Origin of the sequence: Noviherbaspirillum phoenicis, assembly GCF_047237965.1 — a bacterium.
Classification (GTDB): Bacteria; Pseudomonadota; Gammaproteobacteria; order Burkholderiales; family Burkholderiaceae_D; genus Noviherbaspirillum_A.
In genome coordinates this window covers 177,002-200,127 of the sequence record NZ_JBDFLX010000005.1, presented here as the reverse complement: position 1 = coordinate 200,127, position 23,126 = coordinate 177,002, and the positions used below count along the sequence as shown (strand labels likewise).

The window sequence follows — 23,126 nt, the reverse complement described above, 5'->3', positions numbered from 1 at the left end:
CGCCTCCGGCCATGCGGCCGGGGCATCCTCATTCCTTCAGAAACCGCAGCAGCGCCTGGTTGACCTCGGCCGGCGCTTCGTTCTGCACCCAGTGGCTGGCCTTGCCGATGCGCTGGATGCGCGCATTCGGCGCGTAGCGCGGCAGGCCTTCGAGCAGGAACACCCCAAGGGCAGGATCGTGGTCGCCCCAGATCACCAGCGTGCTGGCTTCGGTATGCACCGAGGCCGCCAGCGCCATGCCGTCGCTGCGCATGTTCTCCCGGTAGTAGTCGAGCGCGGCCTTCAGGGCGCCGGCCTGCGACAGACAGTCCACGTAGCGCTGGATATCGTCGGGGCCGAAGGCGGTCTTCTGCAGCGGCAGGCGGGCAAACATCTCGCGCATCATGCGGTAGTTCATGGCCGAGATTGCCGCTTCCGGCAACAGCGGCAGCTGGAAGAACACCGCATACAGGCTGCGCGGCAGCTGGCTGCTGCGCCACACCTTGCCGGAATAGATCGCCATGTGCGGCGCATTCATGATCACCAGTTTGTCCAGCAGCGCCGGATACAAACCGGCGAAAGTCCAGGCAATGATGCCGCCCCAGTCGTGGCCGACCACATGGGCGCGCGCATGGCCGCTGGCCCGCACGATGGCGGCTACGTCCGCGGCCAGCCGGCGCAGGTGGTAGTCCTCCTGCCGGACGGACACGGCCGATGGCGGATAGCCGCGCAGGTTGGGCACCCAGGCGGCATAGCCGGCCTCGGCCAGCGGCCCGACCTGGTGGCGCCATGAGTGACCGCTTTCCGGAAAGCCGTGCAGCAGGATCACCGGGCTGCCCTCGCCGGTGACTTCGACATGCAGGTCCAGCCCGTCGCCGGGCAGGCGCAGGATGCGGGTGGCGTGCGGCATCGGGATCTCCACGGCTATGGTTGGAGGCTCATTCTATGGGCACGGCGGGGCCGGGGGGCTTGATGGCAGTCCTGCCAGGTGCGTGTTGGCGCCAAGGGCAGGAACGCGTTGCCGCAGCGCCTGTCGACTCGTGCATTGACGCCGCGCAGCCAGGCGGCTGGCGGCCGATCACGGGAAGGCTTTCGGCACTATCAGCGCAGCGACTTGCCCTTCCTCCTGCCATCGCCCGCGCACCTGATTTGACGCTGTCCTCCGGCGCTTCTACACTCCACGCTTTCTTGCTCCCCCTTCCTTCATGCCCATCCCGACAGTAAATGCCATTGCCGACGCCGATCTGGCCAGCCGGCTTGCCGCCGCCATGAACGCCAAGACCAAGCCGCCCGGCAGCCTCGGCATGCTGGAAGACCTGGCGCTGCAGCTGGGCCTGATCCAGCGCACCGTGCGGCCGCGCATCGAGAAGCCGGCGATGCTGGTGTTTGCCGCCGACCATGGCATCGTCGCGGAAAACGTCTCGCCCTATCCGCAGAGCGTGACGGCGCAAATGGTGGCCAACTTCCTCGCCGGCGGCGCGGCCATCAATGTGTTCGCGCGCCAGACCGGCTGCGCACTGCAGGTGGTCGATGCCGGGGTGAACCACCACTTCGGCGCGCTCGCCGGCCTGACCGACCGCAAGGTCGCGCCCGGCACCCGCAACTTCGCGCGCGAGCCGGCGATGAGCGCGGACCAACGCGACACGGCGCTGGCGCATGGCCAGGCGCTGGCCGATGCGCTGCCAGGCAACCTGCTGGCTTTCGGCGAAATGGGCATCGGCAATACCACCTCCGCCGCGGCCCTGATGCACAAGCTGACCGGCCTGCCGCTGGCCGACTGCGTTGGCGCCGGCACCGGCCTGGATGCCGACGGCGTGCGCCGCAAGGCGGCCGTGATCGACGCCGCGGTGGCGCTGCACCGGGACGTGACGGCGCCGCTGGATGTGCTTGCCACCTTCGGCGGCCTGGAGATCGCAATGATGGCCGGCGCAATGCTGAAAGCGGCAGAGCGGCGCATGGTGCTGCTGATCGATGGCTTCATCGTCAGCAGCGCCCTGCTGGTGGCGGCGCGCCTGCAGCCCGCCGTGCTCGACTACTGCGTGTTTGCCCACTGCTCGGGCGAGCATGGCCATGCGCAGCTGCTGCGGCACCTAGGCGGCCGGCCGCTGCTGCAGCTGGGCATGCGGCTGGGCGAAGGCAGCGGCGCGGCGCTGGCGCTGCCGCTGGTGCAGGCGGCCGCCGGCTTCCTCTGCGAGATGGCGACCTTCGAGTCGGCCGCGGTCAGCAACAGGGCGGCCGGCGCATGAGCCGGCCGGCCGGCGTGGTACCCGCAGTCAAGCACCAGCTGCGGCTGTTCTTCGTGGCCCTGCAGTTCTTCACCCGCATACCGATACCGCAGCGGGTGGGTTTCGATCCGGAATGGCTGCATCATGCGGCGCGCTATTTCCCGGCAGTGGGCCTGATCGTCGGCCTGGCCACCGCAAGCGTCCATGCCGCTGCGGCGCAGCTGTGGCCGCCTGCCGTGGCCGCGCTGCTGTCGACCTCGCTGGGCATCCTGCTGACCGGCGCCTTTCACGAGGATGGCTTCGCCGATGTCTGCGACGGCATGGGCGGCGGCTACACCGCCGAGCGCACGCTGGAAATCATGAAGGACTCGCGCGTCGGCGCCTTCGGCGCGATCGGCATCATGCTGATGCTGGCGCTGAAGATCGCGACGCTGGCCAGCCTGCCGGCATGGACTGCCGCGGCCGGCCTGCTGGCGGCGCATCCGCTGTCGCGCCTGATGTCGGGTTCGCTGATCCGGCTGATGGCCTATGCCCGGCATGAAGGCAAGGCCAAGCCGCTGGCCACCCGCATGAGCAATGGCGAATTCGCGATTGCGGTCTGCACCGGCATTGCGCCGCTGCTGGCGCTGTGCGCGACCGGCCTGCTGGCCTGGCATGGCGCGCTGCCGGGCTGCCTGCTCGCGCTGGGCGGCACCGCATGGATGGCGCGCCTGTTCCTGCGCCGGCTGGGCGGCTATACCGGCGACTGCCTGGGCGCGGTGCAGCAGGTGGCCGAGGTCCTGTTCTACCTGGGCCTGCTGGCAGTGGCCGGGCGCTGAGGCGATGCGGCTCTACCTGATCCGCCATCCGCAGCCCGAGGTCGCCGCCGGCATCTGCTATGGCCGCAGCGAGCTGGCGGTGCCCGTCGAACGTGCGCTGGAGGCAGCCAGCGCGCTGGCGCCGCGGCTGCCGCGCGAGGCGGCGTTGTGGTCCAGCCCGGCAGCACGCTGCGCGGCGCTGGCCGAACCCCTGGCCAGCGCATTGGGCGCAACGGTGCGCTACGACGCCAGGCTGCTGGAGATGGACTTCGGCGCCTGGGAAATGCAGGCCTGGGACAGCATCCCGCGCAGCGAGGTGGATGCCTGGGCCGCCGACGCGGCGGCCTATCGGCCCGGCGGCGGCGAGCGGGTGCTGGACGTGGCCGAGCGCGTAAAAGCCTTTCATGACGGCCTGAAAAGCGATGGCCGGGATGCGGTGCTGGTCTGCCATGCCGGCGTGATCCGGCTGCTGCTGGCGGCGCTGGCGCATCACGACATCGCCGACATTGCCGCTGCGGCAGCCCGCGCGCCGCACCGGATCGCCTATGGCGAACTGGTGATTGCGGATTGCGCAAGCGGACCCTGATTACCTTTTCGAAACCGCGCCTGGTTAATCTGCTTGGTCAATTGTTAAGTACCCGATTACAATAGCGGCCGTTCTGGTGCCCGCGGACATGTCCTTGTCCGCAGTTAAACGGGAAACACGCGGTCCGCGACTGGCGTCGACGGATCGACATAACGTGTGCTGCCCCCGCAACGGTAAGCAAGCGTCGCATGCTGCAGTCTGCATGCGACGGCCGTCCTGAAAGCCACTGTGCGACAAGCATGGGAAGGCAGGACGGTCCGCCTTGTCAGCCCGGATACCGGCCAGGACAGGTGGAAGGCAAGAGCCATGACAGGCTCCAGCCTTCCTGGTAATCCGGCTTGCGGGGAGGCAGGCCGGAGAATTCGCCATTGATCATTTCATGTCCGTTATCCAGACAAGACCGGCCCCTGCCGGCTTCATGCCGTTCGCCTTCGCATTCTCCTTCGCCGCCGGCCTGCCGTCGGCTGTCTCGGCCCAGGCGCCGCAACAACGCATGGACGACATCGTCGTCACATCGACCCGCACGCCGCAGGGCCGTGCCGACCTGCTGGCCGATGCCACCGTCATCAGCGCCGCGCAGATCGCGCAGTCCGGCGCGAACTCGATCACGACCCTGCTGCAAGCGCAGCGCGGCTTGGAAATCGTGCAGAACGGCGGGCCGGGCAGCAGCGCCACGGTGTATCTGCGCGGCGCCGAAGGCAAGCAGAGCGTGGTGCTGATCGACGGCATCCGCATCGGCTCGTCCACCAGCGGCGAGCCGAGCTGGCAAACCATTCCGCTGTCGCAGATCGACCGCATCGAGATCGTCTATGGCCCGCTGGCCACGCTGTATGGCGCCAACGCGGTCGGCGGCGTGCTGCAGATTTTCACCCGGAAGGGCGAGGGAGCGCCGCGGCTGGCCGCGTCAGCCGGCGCCGGCACCTACGGCAGCCGCAGCGTCGACGCCAGCCTGGCCGGCTCGACCGGCGGCGAACACAACTTCCGCTATGCCTTCGGCGTGGCGCGGCAGAGCGCGGACGGCTTTTCGGTGAAGAAGCCGGGCCTGGCCAGCCAGGACCCGGACAAGGATGGCTATGAACGCGAAAGCGCCAACGCCAGCCTGTCCTACGACCTTGCGCCGGGCCACCAGCTTGGCATGATCCTGCTGCAGAGCCGGCTCGACGCCCAGTTCGACAGTTCGGTGGCGGCGGCCCGCGGCACGCGCCGCTATTACGACGACCGCAACCTGAGCCGGCTCGGCGCCTACGCGCTCACCAGCCGCAACCGCTTCACGCCCGACTGGACCAGCCAGCTGCAGGTCTCGCAGTCGCGCGACGAGCTACGCTCCATTGCCGGCACCGGCACGGGCAGCGCCTACCGCATCGCCACCGACCGCTTCGACACCACGCAGAACAGCATCAGCTGGCAGAACGACATCGCCTTCGGTCCCGACCTGCTGCAGGCGCTGCTGGAACGGCGCGAGGAAAGCGTCGACGCCACCAGCGCCGCACTGGAGCGCAAGCGCACCACCGACTCGGCGGCGCTGTCCTACCAGCTGCGGCGCGGCATGCACCTGGCCAGCGCCAGCGTGCGCAATGACGACAGCTCGCAGTTCGGCTCGAAGACTACCGGCAGCATTGCCTACGGCTACCGTTTCGCGCCGGCCTGGCGGGCCAACGCCAGCCTGGCGTCGAGCTTCCGGCAGCCCACCTTCAACGAGCTGTATGCCGTCAGCGGCGGCCGGCCTTACGGCATACCGGACAACCGGCCCGAGACCGGCAGGAATGCGGAGCTGGGCCTGTATTACGATGACGGCATGAGCCAGTTCAGCGCCGCCCTGTACCGCAGCCCGATCAGCAACCTGCTGGTCAATGCCAACCCCTGCCCGATCCGGCCCGCGGTGTATGCCAACGGCTGCGCCTACAACGTCAACCAGGCCCTGCTGCGCGGCCTGACGGTGGGCGCCGGCACCCGGCTGGGCAGGCTGCAGCTGAGGGCATCGCTGGACCTGCAGGACCCGCATGACGAAAGCAACGACAGGCTGCTGCAGCGCCGGGCGCGGCGCCATGCGGCGCTCGCCGCCGACTATGTGCAGGGCGCATGGCGCGCCGGCGTCGAGGCGGTGTTGTCGTCCGAGCGTTTCGAATATGCGGGCGGCGCCACGCGGCTGCCGGGCTATGGCCTGGTGAACCTGCATGCCAGCCTGGCGCTGAACCGGGACTGGTCCGTGTTCGGCCGCATCGGCAATCTCTTTGACAAGGACTATGAACTGGCGAAAAACTATGCCACCGAGGGCCGCACGATATTCGTCGGCGTGCGCTATGGCTTTCCCTGAATGCGGCACGGACGGCAGGCGATGAGCGCGCTGCCACTGCCAACGCGGGCCATCGCGGCCCATGCCGGCCGCCGCCGCGCTCTGCTGGTGCTGGGCCTGCTCACGGCCTGCGCCGTGGCCAGCATCCTGCTCGCCTGCGCAGTGGGCTCCTTCTCGCTGTCGGCTTCCGAGCTGCTGGGCGCGCTGCGCGAGCTGGCCGGCGGCGACAGCAGCAGCCTGGCGGCCAGCCTCTTGGAGCTGAGGCTGTCGCGCGCGCTGTCGGGCTTTGTCACCGGCGCGATGCTGGCGCTGGCCGGCGTGATGATGCAGGCGCTGCTGCGCAATCCGCTGGCCGATCCCTATGTGCTGGGCATTTCCGGCGGCGCCTCGGTCGGTGCGCTGGCCGCGATGCTGCTGCTGCCGGCGGCCTGGATGGTGGACCTGGCGGCCTTCGGCGGCGCGGTGACGGTGGCGCTCTTGCTGTACGCCCTGGCGCGGCGCGACTTCCGGCATGGCGCAGCCGACGGCAATGGCCCGTTCCTGCTGTTGACCGGCGTGATCGTGTCGTCCGGTTGCGGCGCGCTGGTCACGCTGATGCTGTCGGTCGCGCCCGAGAGCCGGCTGCGCGGCATGGTGTTCTGGTTGATCGGCGACCTGTCGGCAACCTCGCCGCGGCTGCTGCCGTGGGCGGTGTTGCTGCTGGCGCTGCTGCTGGCGGTGCGGCTGGCCGGGTCCATCAATATTTTGGCGATGCATGCCCAGGCCGCCGCCACGCTGGGCGTGAAGGTCGGCGCGCTGCGCCGCGCGCTGTTCTTCTGCGCCGCGCTGCTCACAGCCAGCGCGGTCGGCACTGCCGGCAGCATCGGCTTCGTGGGCCTGATCGTGCCGCATGCCTGCCGCTTCGCGCTCGGCCCGGACCACCGGCTGCTGCTGCCGGCGGCGGCGCTGGTGGGCGGCACCTTCCTGACCGTGGCCGACATGCTGGCGCGCACCGTGCTGGCGCCGCAGCAGCTGCCGGTGGGCGTGATCACCGCGCTGATCGGGGTGCCGGCCTTCCTCTTGCAGCTGCACCAGATGAGGAAGCGCTGATGGAGCTGCATGAACTGACGCTGCGCATCGGCGAGCGCACCCTGGTGGAGCGGCTGACGCTGTCGGCCCGGCCCGGCGAATGCTGGTGCGTGATCGGCCGCAACGGCGCCGGCAAGAGCACGCTGCTGCGCGCGCTGGCCGGCCTGCATCCCTTCGCCGCCGGCACGGCCAGCCTGGACGGGCGGCCGCTGCATGCCTGGCCGCCGCAGCAGCTGGCGACGCGGCGCGCCTACCTGCCGCAGGGCCGCGACGACGCCTTCGGCTACCGCGCCATCGACGTGGTGCTGGCCTCGCGCCATCCCTGGCAGGGCAGCGCCTACTGGGAGTCGGAACGCGACCAGGAAATCGCCAGCCGGGCGCTGGCCGAGATGGACGTGGCCGGTCTCGCGCAGCGCGACGTGCGCAGCCTGTCCGGCGGCGAACGGCAGCGGGTGGCGATGGCGGCCGCGCTGGCGCAGGACGCGCCGCTATTGCTGCTGGACGAGCCGACCAGCGCGCTGGACCTGTCGCACCAGGTCGACATGATGGCGCTGCTGGCGCGGCTGTGCGGCCAGGCCGGCAAAACCGTGGTCATGGTCAGCCATGACCTGAACCTTGCGCATGGCGTGGCCAGCCATGCGCTATTGCTGATGGGCGACGGCGCATGGCGCGCCGGCCCGGCCGGGGAAATGATGCAGGCAACGCTGCTGTCGCAATGCCTGGGCGCGGCGATCGATGTCGTCGAGCACGGCGGCCGCCGTATCTTCCTTCCGGCATTACACCAGGAGCAGAAACAGCATGGATGACCAGGCGGACAATGCGGCGCGCAATGCGCGCCATGCCGAGCGCATGCGGCGCAAGAAGGAGGTGGTTGACGGGAAGATCGCGGCCGCCGCCATCCACACCGGCGTGCTGGTGGTCAATACCGGCAATGGCAAGGGCAAGAGTTCCAGCGGCTTCGGCATGGTGATGCGCACGCTGGGCCATGGCGGCCGGGTGGGCGTGGTGCAGTTCATCAAGGGCGCGATGTCGACCGGCGAGGAACGCTTCCTGCGCCGCTTTCCGGAAGAAGTGAGCTTCCATGCGATGGGCGAAGGCTATACCTGGGAAACCCAGGACCGCGAGCGCGACGTCGCCACGGCCGGCCGGGCCTGGGAACAGGCGCGGGCCTTCCTGAACGACCCCGGCATCGCGCTGGTGCTGCTGGACGAACTCAACATCGCGCTGAAGTACCGCTACCTGGAGGTCGACACGGTGATCGCCGACCTGATGGGCCGGCCCGAGATGCAGCATGCGGTGGTCACCGGCCGCGGCGCGCCGCCGGAGCTCATTGCCGTAGCCGACACCGTGACCGAGATGAACGTGGTCAAGCATGCGTTCAAGGCCGGCATCGCGGCCCAGCCGGGGGTGGAATGGTAGCGCCACGGCGCGCCGGCGCGGTAGCGGCGCTGGTGTCGGCCACCGCGTCCGGCCAGGGTAAGACCACGGTCACCGCCGCGCTGGCGCGCCTGCTGGCACGGCGTGGCTTGGCGGTACGGGTGTTCAAGGCCGGCCCCGACTTCATCGACCCTGTGATGCTGGAACGCGCCGCCGGCTCGGCGGTGTACAACCTCGACCTCTGGATGGTGGGCGCCGAGGCATCGCGCGCGATGCTGGCACAGGCTGCCGGCGAGGCCGACGTGATCCTGATCGAAGGCGTGATGGGCCTGTATGACGGCACGCCCTCGTCGGCCGACCTGGCGCGCGCCTTTGACGTGCCGGTGCTGGCGGTGCTGGATGCCTCGGCCATGGCCCAGACCGCCGGCGCGGTGGCGCTTGGACTACGCGACTATGGCCCGGTGCAGATGGCGGGCGTGATCGCCAACCGCGTCGCCGGCAGCGGCCATGCCGCCATGGTGGCGCAGTCCCTGCGCGACATGCCGCTGCTGGCCAGCCTGCCGCGACAGGCGGCGTCATTGCCGGAGCGGCATCTCGGGCTGGTGCTGCCGGGCGAGGTCGATGCGCTGGACGCGCTGCTCGACGGCCTGGCCGATGCGCTTCATCTGGACGATGCGGCCTGGGATGCATTGCCGACCGCGTCCTTGCCGGCGGCGTCGCCCCAAGCTCTGCCGCCGCTGCTGCAGGGCAAGCGGATCGCCGTCGCCCGCGACGCCGCCTTCGCCTTCCTGTACCGGGCCAACCTGGACTGCCTGCGCGGCATGGGCGCCGCCATCCGGTACTTCTCGCCGCTGGCCGACGAGCCGGTGCCGGAAGATGCCGACGCGATCTGGCTGCCGGGCGGCTATCCGGAACTGCATGGCGCGGCGCTGGCCGGCGGCTCTGCATGGCAGGCATCCCTGCGCCGGGCGCATGCGGACGGCAAGCCGATGCTGGCCGAATGCGGCGGCCTGATGGCGGTCTGCGAGAGCCTTGTCGACAAAAACGGCCAGCCGTGGCCAATGGCCGGGCTGCTGCCGGCCCGCACCCGGATGCAGACGCGGCTGGCGGCGCTGGGCCTGCAGGGCTGGCAGACCGCGCATGGCGAGCTGCGCGGCCATGCCTTCCATTATTCGACGCTGGAAGGCGACATCGCCGCGGCCGGCCATGCCCGCAGGCACCCGTCCGGCGGCGGCGGCGAGGCGATCTATCGTGCAGGCTCCCTGACTGCTTCCTATTTCCATGCCTACTTCCCGTCTTACCCGCAGGCCGCGGCGGCGCTGCTGGGAGGAGCGGCATGAGCCGCACCCTGGTGTTCGGCGGCGCGCGCAGCGGCAAGAGCGCCCATGCCGAAAGCCTGGCCGCGGCCAGCGGCAAGGAAGTGATCTATATCGCCACCGCCGATGGCGGCGACGCCGAGATGCAGGCCCGTATCGCACGCCACAGGGAAGGACGCAATCCGCACTGGACCACGGTGGAAGCGCGGCTGGCGCTGGGCCATGCGCTGCTTGCTTGGAGCGCGCCGCACCGGCTGGTGCTGGTGGATTGCCTGACGGTGTGGCTGTCCAATTTGCTGTTCTGCCAGCCGGGACAGTATCCCGAAGTGGGCCGCATCGAGCCGCCGCCTGCCTTCGCCAGCGAGCGCAATAGCCTGCTTGCTGCCCTTGAGCAGGCTGGCGGCGACATCGTGCTGGTGTCCAACGAGGTTGGCATGGGCATCGTGCCGCAGGGCGCAATCTCGCGCTGGTTCGTCGACGAGGCCGGTCGCCTGAACCAGGCGGTGGCGGCGCGCTGCGAGCGGGTGGCCTGGGTGGCGGCCGGCCTGCCGCTGATGCTCAAGGGCGGCCCGTGCTGACCGGCTTGACGCCCGGCATGCTGGCGGCGCTGCTGCTGGCCGGCGTCGGGCTCGACCTGCTGCTGGGCGAGCCACGCCGCTGGCATCCGCTGGCCGGTTTTGGGTGGCTGGCGCAAAGGCTGGAGCATGGCCTGAATCGCGGCCGCGCCGGGCGTGCCGCCGGCTGCGCGGCGTGGCTGCTGGCGGTCACGCCGTTCCTGCTGGCCGCGCTCCTGCTGAGCTTGCCCGGCACATGGCTGGCGCTGGCCTGCCACCTGCTGCTGCTGTACTTCGCCCTTGGCCTGCGCAGCCTGCGCGACCATGCCTTGCCGATCGCGCGGGCGCTGGAAGCCGGCGATATCGCCGCGGCGCGCCGCCGCACCGCGATGATCGTCAGCCGCGACACCGACGATGCCGGCGCAACCGATCTGGCCCGTGCCGGCGTCGAGTCGGTGCTGGAAAACGGCAACGACGCGGTGTTCGGCGCGCTGTTCTGGTTCGCCGTCGCCGGCGGTCCGGGCGCGCTGCTGTACCGGCTGGCCAATACGCTCGACGCGATGTGGGGCTACCGCACGCCGCGGCTGCTGTATTTCGGCTGGGCGGCGGCCCGCGTCGACGACCTGCTCAACCTGGCGCCGGCACGCCTGACGGCCTGCAGCTATGCGCTGCTGGGCGACAGCCGCCTTGCCTGGCGCTGCTGGCGCAGACAGGCGCCGCGCTGGTCCAGCCCGAATGCCGGGCCGGTGATGGCCGCCGGCGCCGGCGCGCTCGGCCTGGCGCTGGGCGGCGCGGCGCGCTACCACGGCGAACTGGAACAGCGCCCGCCACTGGGCGAGGGCAGGGCGCCGGGCCCGGCCGACATCCGCCGCGCCTTCCGCCTGGTGGCGGGCAGCGTCGCACTGTGGCTGGCGCTGCTGTCGGCCTGGGCGCTGCTTGCGACCGGGATGCGCCATGCTTGAACACGGCGGCAACCTGCATGACGCGGTACGCCTGTTCGGTCGTCCGCGCGAGGACTGGCTGGACCTGTCCACCGGCATCAATCCGCTGCCCTATCCGGCCCCGGCGTTGGAAGCCGGCATCTGGCACCGCCTGCCCGAGCCCGATGCGGCGCTGGCGGCCGCGGCGCAGGCCTTCTACCGCGCGCCGCACATGCTGCCTGTGGCAGGCAGCCAGGCCGCGATCCAGGCGCTGCCCACGCTGCGGCCGCCGTCGAGGGTGGTGGTGGCCGCGCCCGCCTATGCCGAGCATGCGCGCCACTGGTCGCTGCACGGCCATGCGATGCGCGAAGTGCCGTACCGCGACCTGCACGACGCGGTGGCCCACTGCGATGTGATGGTGGTCTGCAATCCCAACAACCCGACCGGCGAGCGCATTCCAGCTGCCACCCTGCTAGCCTGGGCCGGCCAACTGGCGCAGCGCGGCGGCTGGCTGGTGGTGGACGAGGCCTTTGCCGACATCGACGGGCAAGCCAGCGTGGCGCCGCAGTCGCAGCGGCCAGGGCTGATCGTGCTGCGCTCGGTCGGCAAGTTCTTCGGGCTGGCCGGGCTGCGGCTGGGCTTTGTCGCGGCCGGGCCCGCGCTGCTGGAGCGTCTGGCCGATGCGCTGGGTCCATGGACCATCAGCAGCGCGGCCCAGCGGATAGGCCGCGCCGCGCTGCAGGATGCCGCCTGGCAGCAGGCTACCCGGCAGCGGCTGCAGGCCGAGGCACAGCGGCTGCAGGCGGTGCTGCGCGAAGCAGGCATTGCCTCTACCGGCGCCGCGCTTTACCAATGGTGGCCCGAAGCACGGGCCGAATTTTTCTGGCGTACGATGGCCGGGCACGGCATCTGGGTGCGCCTGTTCAACCGCGGCGCGGGCGGCATACGCTGCGGCCTGCCGCCGGATGACGCCGGATGGCAGCGGCTGGAGACGGCGCTGCGGGCATGGAAGGAAACATCATGAAACACTGGACCAGGCTGGCGCTGGCCATGCTGTGCCTGCATGGCTTGCAGGCGAACGCCGCCGTCACGGCGCAGGATGACGAGGGCAACAAGGTCACGCTGGACAAGCCCGCGCAGCGGGTGGTGTCGCTGGCGCCGCATGTGACCGAGCTGCTGTTTGCGGCCGGCGGCGCGCGCAAGGTGGTGGGCGTGGTCGACTACAGCGACTATCCGCCCGAGGCAAAGGCGCTGCCGCGGGTGGGCAGCCACCGCCAGATCGACCTTGAGCGGCTGATTGCGCTGAAGCCCGACCTGCTGGTGGTCTGGCTGCATGGCGGCGCGGCGCGGCAGCTGGAGCCGCTGCGCAAGCTGGGCATACCGGTGTATGTCAGCGAGCCGCACCGCCTCGCCGACATCGGCGCGACCATGCGGCGCCTGGGCCAGCTGCTTGGCACCGACGCCGAGGCCGGACGCGCCGCCGATGCCTTCGACCGCAGGCTCGCCGCGATCGAATCCCGCTACGCCAGCCGGCCGCCGGTCAAGGTGTTCTACCAGGTCTGGGACCGGCCGCTCTACACCCTGAACGGCAGCCATACCGCCAGCGACGCGATCCGCCTGTGCGGCGGCGAGAACATCTTCGCATCGCTGCCGGTCACCGCGCCCACGGTGACGGTGGAGGCGGTGCTGAAGGAAAACCCGGAAGTCATCGTGTCGGGCAATCGGCCCAACCAGGACAGCGCCGGCCTGGAAACCTGGAAGCAGTATCCGTCCCTGCTGGCGGCGCGGCGCGGCAACCTGTTCACTATCGATGCCGACCAGCTGGTGCGGCCCGGGCCACGCATCCTGGACGGCACCGCCGGGCTGTGCGAGCGCCTCGACGAGGCGCGCGGCAAGCGGGGAAGGCAGCCATGAGCCACTATCGCCGCATTGCCTGCCTGTCGACCGAGGCAGTGGAAACCCTGTACGCGATCGGCGCGCAGGACCTGGTGGCGGGCATTTCCGGCTACAGCGTGTATCCGCCGCAGGCGCGCCGCGAGAAGCCCAAGATCAGCGGCTTTTCCAGCGCCCGCATCGACCGCATCCTGGCCGTGCAGCCCGATCTGGTGGTGGGCTATTCCAGCCTGCAGGCCGAGATGTGCCACGCGCTGGCCGCGGCCGGGGTGGAGGTGCATCTGTTTTCCCAGCGCAGCGTGGAAGGCATCCTGCAGATGGTGCGCACGCTGGCGGCGCTGGTGAACCGGCGCATGCAGGGCGAACAGCTGGCCGGCGCGCTGCAGCTCGAGATAGGCCTGGTGGCGGCGCGGGCAAAGCGCCATGCGACTCGGCCGCTGGTGTATTTCGAGGAATGGGATGAACCGCTGATCAGCGGCATAGGCTGGGTGTCGGAACTGATAGCCATCGCCGGCGGGGCCGATGCCTTCGCCGACCTGGCGCTGCACCGCGAAGCCCGGCAGCGCATCATCGCCGACCCGGCCGAGGTGGTGCGGCGCGCGCCGGACATCATCATCGGCTCCTGGTGCGGCAAGAAATTCCGGCCAGAGACGCTGGCAGCCCGGCCCGGATGGGACGCGATTCCGGCGATCCGCAACGGCATGGTGTTCGAGATCAAGTCGCCCGACATCCTGTCACCCGGACCGGCGGCCATCCGGCACGGCCTGCCGCAATTGGCGCGCCTGGTGGAACAGTGGCATGCGGCCGCGCCGGGCCGGCCATGAGCTTTCCCTTCCATACCCTGATGGTGCAGGGCACCACCTCGGATGCCGGGAAAAGCACCTTGGTGGCCGCGCTGTGCCGGCTGCTGGCCCGGCGCGGCATGCGGGTCGCGCCGTTCAAGCCGCAGAACATGGCCTTGAACAGCGCCGTCACTGCCGACGGCGGCGAGATCGGCCGGGCCCAGGCGCTGCAGGCGCAGGCCGCGGGCGTTGCGCCGCATACCGACATGAACCCGGTGCTGCTCAAGCCTTCCAGCGACACCGGCGCGCAGGTCATCATCCATGGCCAGCCGCGCGCCGACATGGATGCCCGCGACTACCACCACTACAAGCCGCTGGCGATGGAAGCGGTGCTGGCGTCCTACCACCGGCTGCGCGGGCAGTACGACGCGGTGATCGTCGAGGGCGCCGGCAGCCCGGCGGAGATCAACCTGCGCGACCGCGACATCGCCAACATGGGCTTTGCCGAGGCGGTCGATTGCCCGGTGATCCTGGTGGCCGACATCGACCGCGGCGGCGTGTTCGCGCACCTGGTCGGCACGCTGGACTGCCTGTCGGCCAGCGAGCGCGCGCGCATCGTCGGCTTCGTCATCAACCGCTTCCGCGGCGACATCAGCCTGCTGGAGCCGGGGCTGGACTGGCTGGAAGAGCGCACCGGCAAGCCGGTGCTGGCGGTGCTGCCCTATCTGCACGGCCTGTTCCTGGACGCCGAAGACGCGGTGCAGCCCGGGCAGCGGTCCGGCGGCGCCTTCCGGGTGGCGGTGCCGGCGCCGCCGCGCATGGCCAACCATACCGACTTCGATGCGCTGCGCGCCCATCCAGGCGTGGACCTGCGCTTCATCGGGCCGGGCCAGCCGCTGCCGGCCTGCGACCTGGTGATCCTGCCGGGCAGCAAGAACACCCGGGCCGACCTGGCGTGGCTGCTGGCGCAGGGCTGGCAGCCGGCGCTGCAGCGTCACCTGCGCTATGGCGGCAGGCTCATCGGCATCTGCGGCGGCTTCCAGATGCTGGGCGTGGCGGTGCATGACCCGCACGGTGTCGAAGGCGCGCCCGGCAGCAGCGCCGGGCTGGGCCTGCTGGCCATCGACACCACGCTGACCCGCAGCAAGCGGCTGGCGCAGGCGCGCGGCCAATGTGCCTTTGCCGAGGCGGCGGTGACCGGCTACGAAATCCACATGGGGCGGTCAGAAGGACCGGCGCTGGCGCGGCCGGCATTCGTGATCGATGGCGAGCCCGAGGGCGCGCTGGCGGAAGACGGCCAGATACTCGGCACCTATCTGCATGGCCTGTTCGACCTGCCCGAGGCCTGCGATGCGCTGATGCGCTGGGCCGGCATGGAAGCGGCCGGCGGCGCGGCGGCCGACCTGGCCAGCCTGCGCGAGCAGAGCCTGGACCGCATTGCCGATGCGGCCAGCGGTTTGCTGGCCGCGCTCGACGCCTTGCCGGGCGCGGCGCCGCAGGCTGAGAGCGGGCTTTAAGGCAACCGGCCCGGATCATGCCGGCGCTCCGCCGGCTCCTCGTATAGATTGATGCCGTGCAGCCTGGCCAGCGTGGTGGCCAGCGTGCGGCCCAGGGTCTCGACCGACTGCTGCATCTTCGGGTTCTGCATGCTGCCGTCCAGGCTGAAGGCCTCGTGCGCCTTGCCCACCGCCAGCTGCTCCGGCAGCACGATCACGCCGATGTTGCCGAGGATGGCCCTGACATGCACCAGCCCGCGCAGGCCGCCATAGCTGCCGGGCGATGCGCTCATCAGCACCGCCACCTTGTTGCGGTAGGGCGCCAGGCCGTCCTGGCCGTCGACAGCGCGCGAGGTCCAGTCGATCAGGTTCTTCAGCAGCGCCGGAATGGAGCCGTTGTATTCCGGGCTGGCAATCAGAAAGCCTTGATGCTCCAGCATCAGTTGCCGCAGTTCGCGCGCCTTGGGCGGCAAGCCCTGCTCGGTTTCCAGGTCGCCGTCGTAGATGGGCACCGGAAAGTCGCGCAGGTCGATTTCAGTGACCTCGGCCCCGGCGCGTCGCGCCCCTTCGGCAGCGACACGGACCAGGCGCTTGTTGAGGGATGCCTTGCGGGCGCTGCCCGCGAAGGCCAGTATCTTCGGCACCGTGGTTGTCATGCTGGTCATCCTTTGTCTGCAGTAAATCGATCGGGCTTCCCGCCCGTGCTGTGCGTCGCAGCATACTGCAGATGCATCGTGCCGATGGGCGCGCCGGCGCAATGTCTGCGCATCCTTTGCCGATTCAGCGGGCCAGACCGCAGTTCGCCGGTGAATTCCCCGAAAAGCGCCGGTGCACGCCGGCGCAGGCAATCCCTTTCTCGCCTGTGGTCAGGCCGGAGGCGACTGCCGGCCTGCTCGCGCCGCCTCGATGGCGGCGATGTCGATCTTCTTCATCGTCATCATCGCTTCGAAGGCCCGCCTGGCTGCCGCACGATCGGAATCGGTAACGGCCGCCAGCAATGCGCGCGGCGTGATCTGCCAGGACACGCCCCACCGGTCCTTGCACCAGCCGCAGGCGCTTTCCTGGCCGCCGTTGCCCACCACCGCGTTCCACAGCCTGTCGGTTTCGGCCTGGTCGTCGGTGGCGATCTGGAAGGAAAACGCCTCGCTGTGCCTGAAATGCGGGCCGCCATTGAGGCCGATGCAGGGAATGCCGGCAACGGTGAACTCGACCGTCAGCACGCCGCCCTCCTGGCCGTCGGGATAATCGCCCGGCGCACGGTGGATGGCGCCGACGGCGCTGTCGGGAAAGGTCGCCGCGTAGAAGCGGGCGGCGTCAAGGGCGCCGCCTTCGTACCAAAGACAGATGGTGTTCTTGCTGCTCATGTCGCATCTCCTGTGAGGTGGGGGCCGGCGGCAGGTGGCGGTTTCCACTGCCACGCGGGCCGGCGGCGAGAATGGCTAATGTCGCACATCCGGGCCAACTGAGCTGGCGGGAGGTGGGTCGGGTAGATGCACTGCGCGCAGCGCGAAAGTCTTCCATACCTTGTCGTTGCAGCGTGCAAAAGCGCTCTACCGTCCGACAGTTTTCTCTTTCCCAGAATTCACTCAGATAAATAAAAGCATGTTGTCCAGGACAAATAGTTGACTGCAAGAAATTTCTTTGGTGTAATGACGACGTTCTGAAAGGAAATATCCGGGTTTTTTTAGGTCATTGATAGGGAGAGAAAAATGGAGCTGGTCGGTTTTAACAAAGCGGACATTGACAATGTGCTCAGCAAAATGTCCAACCAGGACATAGACAAACTGGCGTTTGGAGCGGTTGAGCTGGACAAGAATGGCACGGTTCTGCGCTACAACGCCGCCGAGGGCGCAATCACCGGGCGTAATCCGGCGACCGTGCTGGGGAAAAATTTCTTCCGTGACGTAGCGCCATGCACCTCCAAGCCTGCGTTCAAGGGCGTGTTCGACGCCGGCGTCAGGGCAAATAATCTCAACACGATGTTTGAGTATGTTTTTGACTACCAGATGAAGCCGACCAAGGTCAAAGTCCATATGAAGAAAGCGTTAAGCGGCGACAACTTCTGGATCTTCGTCAAGCGCGTCTGATCATGACAGAGGCCTTTGGATCCGTGGCGACGGTTGCCTGGTGGAGGGACGACGCGGCGATGCACCGGTTCATTGCCGATCTCGTCGCCTCTGAACTGCTGGCCATGCGCAAGTCGGTTGACTTCGCCGCGGGCTGCTGGACCCGGGAAACGCACCTGGACAAGGACCTCGGCGTCGACTCGCTGGAACTGATGAGCCTGGCCAGTGCATTGGCCCAGGCGCTGCACATGCATGAGTCGGGCATCGAAGACTACCTGCTGGTCCGCCGGACCCTGGGGGACTGGTGCGCCATCGCCCAGGCCAGCCTGGAAAAGTTCTCGGCAAGGATGACGTTCCGAACTTCCGGCAGCACTGGGCAGCCCAAGAGCTGCACCCACTCGCTGCATGCGCTGTGGCGGGAAGTGCAGGAAGCCGCGCCCATGCTGTCTGGATGCGCGAGGCTGTTCGCAGCCGTGCCCAGCCATCACATCTACGGTTTCCTGTTCACCATCCTGCTGCCCCGCGCACTGGGCCTGGACGGCGATTCCGTACAGGATCTTCGCCAGAGTTCGCCGGCGCGGCTCGCGCGGGACCTGCGCGAAGGCGACGTGATTGTCGGGCATCCCGAATTCTGGCGCATGGTCCTGAGGGTAATCCCCCGCCTGCCGGCGGTGGTCACTGGCGTCACCTCGACCGCGCCCTTGCCAGCCGAGATCGATGAAGGCCTGAGAGCTGCCGGCCTCGGCAACTTGCTGCAGATATACGGAAGTTCGGAAACGGCGGGCGTGGGCTGGCGCACTCGCAGCGACCATCCCTATGCGCTGTTCTCCTTCTGGAAGCGTGCCACCCCGGACGGCCGCACCTTGCGCCGTGAGGGGGAAACCGACGGCGTCGATGCGCCGGACCAGCTGGCGTGGCAGGACGAGCGTCATTTTTACCCTGCAGGACGTGTCGATTCCGCGGTACAGGTCGGCGGCGTCAACGTGTTTCCCCAGCGGGTGCAGCGTGAACTGCTGTTGCATCCCGAGGTCGCCGAAGCGGCGGTCCGGCTGATGCGCCCTGAGGAAGGTAGCCGGCTGAAGGCATTCATCGTGCCGCGCGATCCCGGCGCCGATATCACCCGGCTGTCGCAAGCGCTCGCGGCATGGACGCGCCAGCGACTTGGCACTGCGGAGCAGCCGCGCAGCTTTTCATTCGGCGACACGCTGCCCGTCGACCAGAAAGGCAAGCAGGCTGACTGGCCAACGGCGACGCCGCTGGCATGCACGCCGATGGCATGCACGCCGATGCGGCACGATGCAATCAACAGCTGATGCCTGGCCATCCGGCTCAAGGCGGCCCGCTGCGGAAGCCGAATGCAAGCGGCGTTTCCGTTGAAGAGCGTCTGACGCAATGAGCGTAGCGGTCCGTCCTTTCTTTTAGAACAAGGATGATTCGGATTTGTCGGGGCTTCGGTGGTGCTGACCTTGCAGTCGATTTCCGTTTGCTGCCGGCAGCGCCCCTGACATTTCCAGGCTCAGGGATCCGTGCCATTGGGCCAATGCGCTGGTCGTCGCGGAGAGCAGAGAGCATTGGATATAACAGCGCAGCCGGCTGAAGAGCGACATTGATAGCCTCGCGAACGCTGGAGAGGACAGCGATAGCAAAGGCCACCGAGGCGCGAGGTAAAGACGATGCTGGCGGCACCGTGCCAATTTGCCTGGCTGGAATTGCTGGCCTCGGTACCGGTCATTCGAAGGTGAACGTACGCTTGGCGTCAAAAGCTGCCTGGGATTTTTCTTCCGTTATTGATTGCCTGCTTTAAAATGCCGGCCTTGAAACGTTTCTCTCAGTTCCCAGGTCAGCGCATCAATGTCTCCACCCTCCCTTGAATTCTCGAAAATGGACGATTTGAACTGGTTATCCGGCGGGGGCGAGATGGGCGCTCTGATTCGTTCCATGGACTGGTCCCAGACCCGGCTGGGTCCGCCGCGAGAATGGCCGCAGAGCCTGCGTACATCGGTCAGCCTGTGTCTGTCGTCCACCTTTCCGATCCTGGTGGCCTGGGGGCCGGAGCATATCCAGATCTACAACGACGCTTACCGTCCGATTTGCGGCAACCTGCATCCCCGCGCGATGGGAGCGCCCTTCAAAGAGGTCTGGGCCAGCGCGCTGCCCGTCGTGGGAGACGCATTCGACCGTGCGTACAAGGGCGAAGGCACTTACATCCGCGACCAGCGCATGTTCCTCGACCGCTACGGCTACCTGGAAGAGGCGTTCATGACGTTCTCGTTCTCGCCGATCCGGGACGAGTCGGGCGAGGTAGGAGGTATCTTCCATCCGATCTCGGAGGCCACCGCATCAGTGCTGAGTGCGCGCCGCACCCAATGCCTGCGCGACCTCACCGCTGCCATCGCCGATGCGCGCACGATAGGCGAAGTCGCGCGCGACCTGGAAGCGCAGTTTCAGCACATGGCGCTTGATCTGCCGTTCGTCCTGCTGTACCAGCTCGATTCCGACAGCGGGGAGCTCGTGCTGCGCGGAAACGCAGGTCTGGAAGCACACCGCGGGCTCGCGCCAGTCATCGCCGGGATGGACGATGCATGCTGGCCGTTCGCGCGTGCCGCGCAGCTGCGCGCCGCGCAGCAGATCGATGGCCTGCGCGCGCGCTTTGGCGCCGGCAGGATCGGCCCTTACGACAACGCGCCGGATTCGGCGCTGGTGCTCCCGATCCTGCTGGCGGGCCAGCAGGACCTTTACGGTTTCGTCGTCGCCGGCGTGAGCGCGGCGCGCGTGCTGGATGCCGACTACCTCCATTTCTACGAGCTCCTGAGCGCGGCCATAGTCACCGCCGTAAGCAACGTGGTCACCTATGAAAAGGAGCAGCAGCGGGCCGAAGAGCTGGCGCAGATTGACCGCGCAAAGACAGCCTTCTTTTCCAACGTTTCCCATGAATTCCGTACGCCGCTGACCCTGATCCTGGGGCCGCTTGACGACGCCCTGTCCGATCACTCCGCGCCCTTGGCGCCTGTCCAGCGAAAACGCATCGACGTCACCCATCGCAATGCGCTGCGCCTTCTCAAGCTGGTCAATTCGATGCTCGATTTCTCTCGCATCGAGGCCGGCCGCGTGCAGGCGATCTACACGCCGCTGGATCTCAGGCGCCTCACGGCCAATCTGGCGGGCGTCTTCGAATCGGCGATGGAGAAGGGCGGGCTGGCCTACCACGTCGAACTGCATGACCTGGGCGAGCCGGTCTACGTCGACCGGGACATGTGGGAAAAGATCGTTTTCAATCTGCTTTCCAACGCCTTCAAATTTACCCTGCAAGGTCAGGTAAGCGTCATCCTGGCGCGCCACGAGGGAATGGCGCGGCTGTCCGTGCTCGATACTGGCACCGGGATACCGGAGTCGGAGCTGCCGCGCGTGTTCGAGCGCTTCTATCGCATCGAAGGATCCACGGGGCGGACCTATGAAGGCACCGGCATCGGCCTGGCATTGATCCAGGAGCTGGTGCGTCTCCACGGCGGTGCCATCTCGGCGCATAGCGCGTTGGGCCAGGGCACCCGGTTCGACGTCGATATTCCGTTTGGTCACGCGCACTTGCCCAGGGACGCGATCGGGCAGGCGCCTTATGAGGAACCCGAAGCGGTCAGCGAAGGAGCGGGGAGGACAGGCGCGGCCTTTGTCGAGGAGGCGCTGCGCTGGCTGCCTGACGACGTGCCGGGGCCGGATGCGGTCGCAGAGGGTGGCTTCGAGGGCGTGGAAGGTTCTCTGCGGTCGGCCGGCAGGCCGCCGCGCATCCTGATCGCCGACGATAACAACGACATGCGCGCTTATCTGAAGTCGCTGCTCGATCCGCATGCCGAAGTCGAGGTGTGCTCCGACGGCGAAGCCGCCTATGCAATGCTGCTGCGCGATCCGCCTGACTTGCTGCTGAGCGACGTGATGATGCCCAGGCTGGATGGCTTCGGCCTGATCGCGAAAATCCGCGCCAATGAATCGTTGTGCCACCTCCCGGTGGTGCTGCTGTCGGCGCGTGCCGGCGAAGAAGCCAAGGTTGAAGGATTGCAGGCCGGCGCGGACGACTATCTGGTCAAGCCGTTTGCCGCAAGGGAGCTGCTGGCGCGGCTACAGCGTCAGGTTGCAATGGGGCACGAGCGCAGGCTGCGACAGAAGGCGCTGATAGACAAGAACCGCATGCAGAGCGAGTTCCTGTTCACCCTGGCGCACGAACTCCGGAATCCCCTGGCGCCGATACGGACCGGCCTTGAACTGATGCGCCTGCGCTCGGCCAATCCCGGCGCCGACACGCGCGAGATACAGGCAATGATAAGGCGCCAGGTCGACCACATGGTGCATCTGGTGGATGACCTGCTGGACGTGGCGCGTGTCTCGGAAGGCAAACTCGCGCTTCGCCACGAACGCGTGATGCTCGATCAGCTTGTCAGCGACGCGATCGAGATCAGCATGCCGCTGCTCGAGACCGGGAAGCATCATCTGACAATGCGGCTGCCTGAGTTCCCCATATCGCTCAACGTCGACAAGCATCGCATTGCCCAGGTGCTGAGCAACCTCGTCAACAATGCGGCCAAGTACACGCCCCAGGATGGGCATATCGTGGTGGAGGCCTTGATTGAGGCGAGTGAACTGGTCATCTCTGTGATCGACGACGGGATCGGGATTGACGCCGACATGCTGCCGGTTGTCTTCGACATGTATGCGCAGGCTCACCAGAACGAGCGCATGGCCCAGGGCGGGCTGGGCGTCGGACTTAATCTGGTCAAGCGCCTGGTCATGCTGCACGGCGGCAGAGTGGCGGCATTCAGCGCCGGCGTGGGACAGGGAAGCCGCTTCACCGTCTTCCTGCCGATGGAAGACGCGCCGGCGCCGGCCGCGCCGGAAGCGCCCGTGATGCAAACGGCTTCGGCTGCAAGCGAAGTCAGGTTGCAGATACTTGTCGTCGACGACAACGTCGATGCGGCCCACATGCTCCACTCTTTGCTTGAGTTGCGCGGCCACCTGGTCAGGGTGGTTTACGATGGCGCGGCGGCTCTTTCCGCCGCTGCGGACCTGAGGCCGGACGTGGTGTTCCTGGACATCGGCCTGCCCGACCAGAGCGGCTTCGAGGTTGCGTCGGCGCTGCGCCGCAACGAGGGGATGGCGCAAGTCACCCTGGTGGCATTGACCGGATGGGGAGCAGAACAGGACAGCCAGCGGGCACGCGATGCCGGCTTCGATGCACACCTCACGAAACCTGCTGACTTCGAATGCGTGGAACGGCTGCTTCAGGAAGCGGTCAAGCGCTGCCGTCCTGGAAGGTGAAAAGCTGTTGCGCAAGGCAGCATGTTCGCGCCACCAGCCCCACGAGGAAAGGACGCGCATGCTGACGTCGCGGCTCGGCTTCCGGGCGCGACGGTCATCTGCCCCCGGTTGCCAGCCAAGCATTTACACCGCGAAGGGTAAGCACTTTTCCCGTTTCGGCAGTGCATTTATTCATCCAATCCGCCGCAGGGTTCATTCCAGGCAGCGCATAAATTCAGCGTTGATAAACCTCAGGTGGGACACTCATTCCGCTTGCTCCTGATCAATTTGCCAAAATCGTTTTCATAGGACTTTGGCAGTCATGGCGATCACATAGAAATACCTGCGAAATCGTTGCTGGCGGGACAAAAGGAATAGCCATGCCGGGATCGGTGCGATCAGCCCGATAGCGCAATGCGGACAAGTGTCATGCCCTTTTTTATGCATCTCATGATCTTCCAACACTAGGCTTTCTATGATCCATCCGTGCG

At 67.8% G+C, this 23,126-nt stretch carries 20 protein-coding genes and 1 riboswitch; of the genes, 17 read left to right on the top strand and 3 right to left on the bottom strand.

Annotation, left to right across the window (positions count from 1 at the left end; translation table 11 throughout):
* Positions 1–28: 28 nt before the first annotated feature.
* Positions 29–889 (bottom strand): alpha/beta fold hydrolase, encoded by an 861-nt coding sequence (locus tag ABC383_RS26485; protein WP_413018789.1) that lies wholly within the window; start codon positions 887–889, stop codon positions 29–31.
* A gap of 295 nt (positions 890–1,184) precedes the next feature.
* Between ABC383_RS26485 and cobT the strand changes: the two genes are divergently transcribed.
* The 14 genes from cobT to ABC383_RS26415 all read left to right on the top strand — a co-directional run bounded on the left by cobT (position 1,185) and on the right by ABC383_RS26415 (position 15,307).
* Positions 1,185–2,225: a nicotinate-nucleotide--dimethylbenzimidazole phosphoribosyltransferase gene (gene cobT, locus ABC383_RS26480; RefSeq protein WP_413018788.1), complete on the top strand. Its 1,041-nt coding sequence runs from the start codon at positions 1,185–1,187 to the stop codon at positions 2,223–2,225.
* Positions 2,222–3,022 carry an adenosylcobinamide-GDP ribazoletransferase gene (locus tag ABC383_RS26475; protein ID WP_413018786.1) on the top strand — a complete coding sequence of 267 codons (801 nt, stop codon included), beginning with the start codon at positions 2,222–2,224 and terminating at the stop codon, positions 3,020–3,022. The genes cobT and ABC383_RS26475 overlap by 4 nt, the downstream gene beginning before the upstream one ends.
* A gap of 4 nt (positions 3,023–3,026) precedes the next feature.
* On the top strand, positions 3,027–3,587 hold the full coding sequence (locus tag ABC383_RS26470) for a histidine phosphatase family protein (protein ID WP_413018784.1): 561 nt from the start codon (positions 3,027–3,029) through the stop codon (positions 3,585–3,587).
* 57 nt (positions 3,588–3,644) lie between these two features.
* Positions 3,645–3,887, top strand: a riboswitch (cobalamin riboswitch).
* Positions 3,888–3,966: 79 nt separating this feature from the next.
* Positions 3,967–5,901, top strand: a complete 1,935-nt coding sequence (locus tag ABC383_RS26465; protein WP_413018782.1) for a TonB-dependent receptor domain-containing protein — start codon at positions 3,967–3,969, stop codon at positions 5,899–5,901.
* A 21-nt stretch (positions 5,902–5,922) separates the two neighbouring features.
* A complete protein-coding gene (locus ABC383_RS26460) occupies positions 5,923–6,969 on the top strand; it encodes a FecCD family ABC transporter permease (protein WP_413018781.1) in 1,047 nt (348 codons plus the stop codon).
* On the top strand, positions 6,969–7,754 hold the full coding sequence (locus ABC383_RS26455; protein WP_413018779.1) for an ABC transporter ATP-binding protein: 786 nt from the start codon (positions 6,969–6,971) through the stop codon (positions 7,752–7,754). The genes ABC383_RS26460 and ABC383_RS26455 overlap by 1 nt, the downstream gene beginning before the upstream one ends.
* The gene (gene cobO, locus ABC383_RS26450) at positions 7,747–8,367 is read left to right on the top strand and encodes a cob(I)yrinic acid a,c-diamide adenosyltransferase (protein WP_413018777.1); all 621 of its coding nucleotides are present in this window, start codon (positions 7,747–7,749) and stop codon (positions 8,365–8,367) included. The genes ABC383_RS26455 and cobO overlap by 8 nt, the downstream gene beginning before the upstream one ends.
* The gene (locus ABC383_RS26445; RefSeq protein ID WP_413018775.1) at positions 8,361–9,665 is read left to right on the top strand and encodes a cobyrinic acid a,c-diamide synthase CobB; all 1,305 of its coding nucleotides are present in this window, start codon (positions 8,361–8,363) and stop codon (positions 9,663–9,665) included. Before cobO ends, ABC383_RS26445 begins: the two co-directional genes overlap by 7 nt.
* Positions 9,662–10,219 carry a bifunctional adenosylcobinamide kinase/adenosylcobinamide-phosphate guanylyltransferase gene (gene cobU / locus ABC383_RS26440; RefSeq protein WP_413018774.1) on the top strand — a complete coding sequence of 186 codons (558 nt, stop codon included), beginning with the start codon at positions 9,662–9,664 and terminating at the stop codon, positions 10,217–10,219. Before ABC383_RS26445 ends, cobU begins: the two co-directional genes overlap by 4 nt.
* Positions 10,213–11,157 (top strand): adenosylcobinamide-phosphate synthase CbiB, encoded by a 945-nt coding sequence (cbiB, locus tag ABC383_RS26435; protein ID WP_413018773.1) that lies wholly within the window; start codon positions 10,213–10,215, stop codon positions 11,155–11,157. The genes cobU and cbiB overlap by 7 nt, the downstream gene beginning before the upstream one ends.
* Entirely contained in the window at positions 11,150–12,139 is a 990-nt protein-coding gene (gene cobD / locus ABC383_RS26430) for a threonine-phosphate decarboxylase CobD (protein WP_413018772.1), read from the top strand. Before cbiB ends, cobD begins: the two co-directional genes overlap by 8 nt.
* Positions 12,136–13,029 (top strand): cobalamin-binding protein, encoded by an 894-nt coding sequence (locus tag ABC383_RS26425; protein WP_413018771.1) that lies wholly within the window; start codon positions 12,136–12,138, stop codon positions 13,027–13,029. Before cobD ends, ABC383_RS26425 begins: the two co-directional genes overlap by 4 nt.
* Positions 13,026–13,832, top strand: a complete 807-nt coding sequence (locus ABC383_RS26420; RefSeq protein ID WP_413018769.1) for an ABC transporter substrate-binding protein — start codon at positions 13,026–13,028, stop codon at positions 13,830–13,832. The genes ABC383_RS26425 and ABC383_RS26420 overlap by 4 nt, the downstream gene beginning before the upstream one ends.
* The gene (locus ABC383_RS26415; protein ID WP_413018767.1) at positions 13,829–15,307 is read left to right on the top strand and encodes a cobyric acid synthase; all 1,479 of its coding nucleotides are present in this window, start codon (positions 13,829–13,831) and stop codon (positions 15,305–15,307) included. Before ABC383_RS26420 ends, ABC383_RS26415 begins: the two co-directional genes overlap by 4 nt.
* Here the strand turns inward: ABC383_RS26415 and ABC383_RS26410 are convergent.
* Together ABC383_RS26410 and ABC383_RS26405 are read right to left on the bottom strand one after the other, a co-directional pair.
* Complete coding sequence (locus tag ABC383_RS26410) at positions 15,304–15,951, bottom strand: NADPH-dependent FMN reductase (RefSeq protein WP_413018765.1); 648 nt, start codon at positions 15,949–15,951, stop codon at positions 15,304–15,306. The genes ABC383_RS26415 and ABC383_RS26410 overlap by 4 nt on opposite strands.
* A 201-nt stretch (positions 15,952–16,152) precedes the next feature.
* On the bottom strand, positions 16,153–16,650 hold the full coding sequence (locus ABC383_RS26405; RefSeq protein ID WP_413018764.1) for a VOC family protein: 498 nt from the start codon (positions 16,648–16,650) through the stop codon (positions 16,153–16,155).
* A 345-nt stretch (positions 16,651–16,995) separates the two neighbouring features.
* Between ABC383_RS26405 and pyp the strand changes: the two genes are divergently transcribed.
* From pyp to ABC383_RS26390, 3 genes are all read left to right on the top strand, one after another.
* Positions 16,996–17,373, top strand: a complete 378-nt coding sequence (gene pyp, locus ABC383_RS26400) for a photoactive yellow protein (protein WP_413018762.1) — start codon at positions 16,996–16,998, stop codon at positions 17,371–17,373.
* A gap of 2 nt (positions 17,374–17,375) precedes the next feature.
* Positions 17,376–18,665 carry an AMP-binding protein gene (locus ABC383_RS26395; protein ID WP_413018760.1) on the top strand — a complete coding sequence of 430 codons (1,290 nt, stop codon included), beginning with the start codon at positions 17,376–17,378 and terminating at the stop codon, positions 18,663–18,665.
* A 568-nt stretch (positions 18,666–19,233) separates the two neighbouring features.
* Positions 19,234–22,656, top strand: coding sequence for an ATP-binding protein (locus tag ABC383_RS26390; protein ID WP_413018758.1), 3,423 nt, complete (start codon positions 19,234–19,236; stop codon positions 22,654–22,656).
* Positions 22,657–23,126 lie beyond the last annotated feature (470 nt).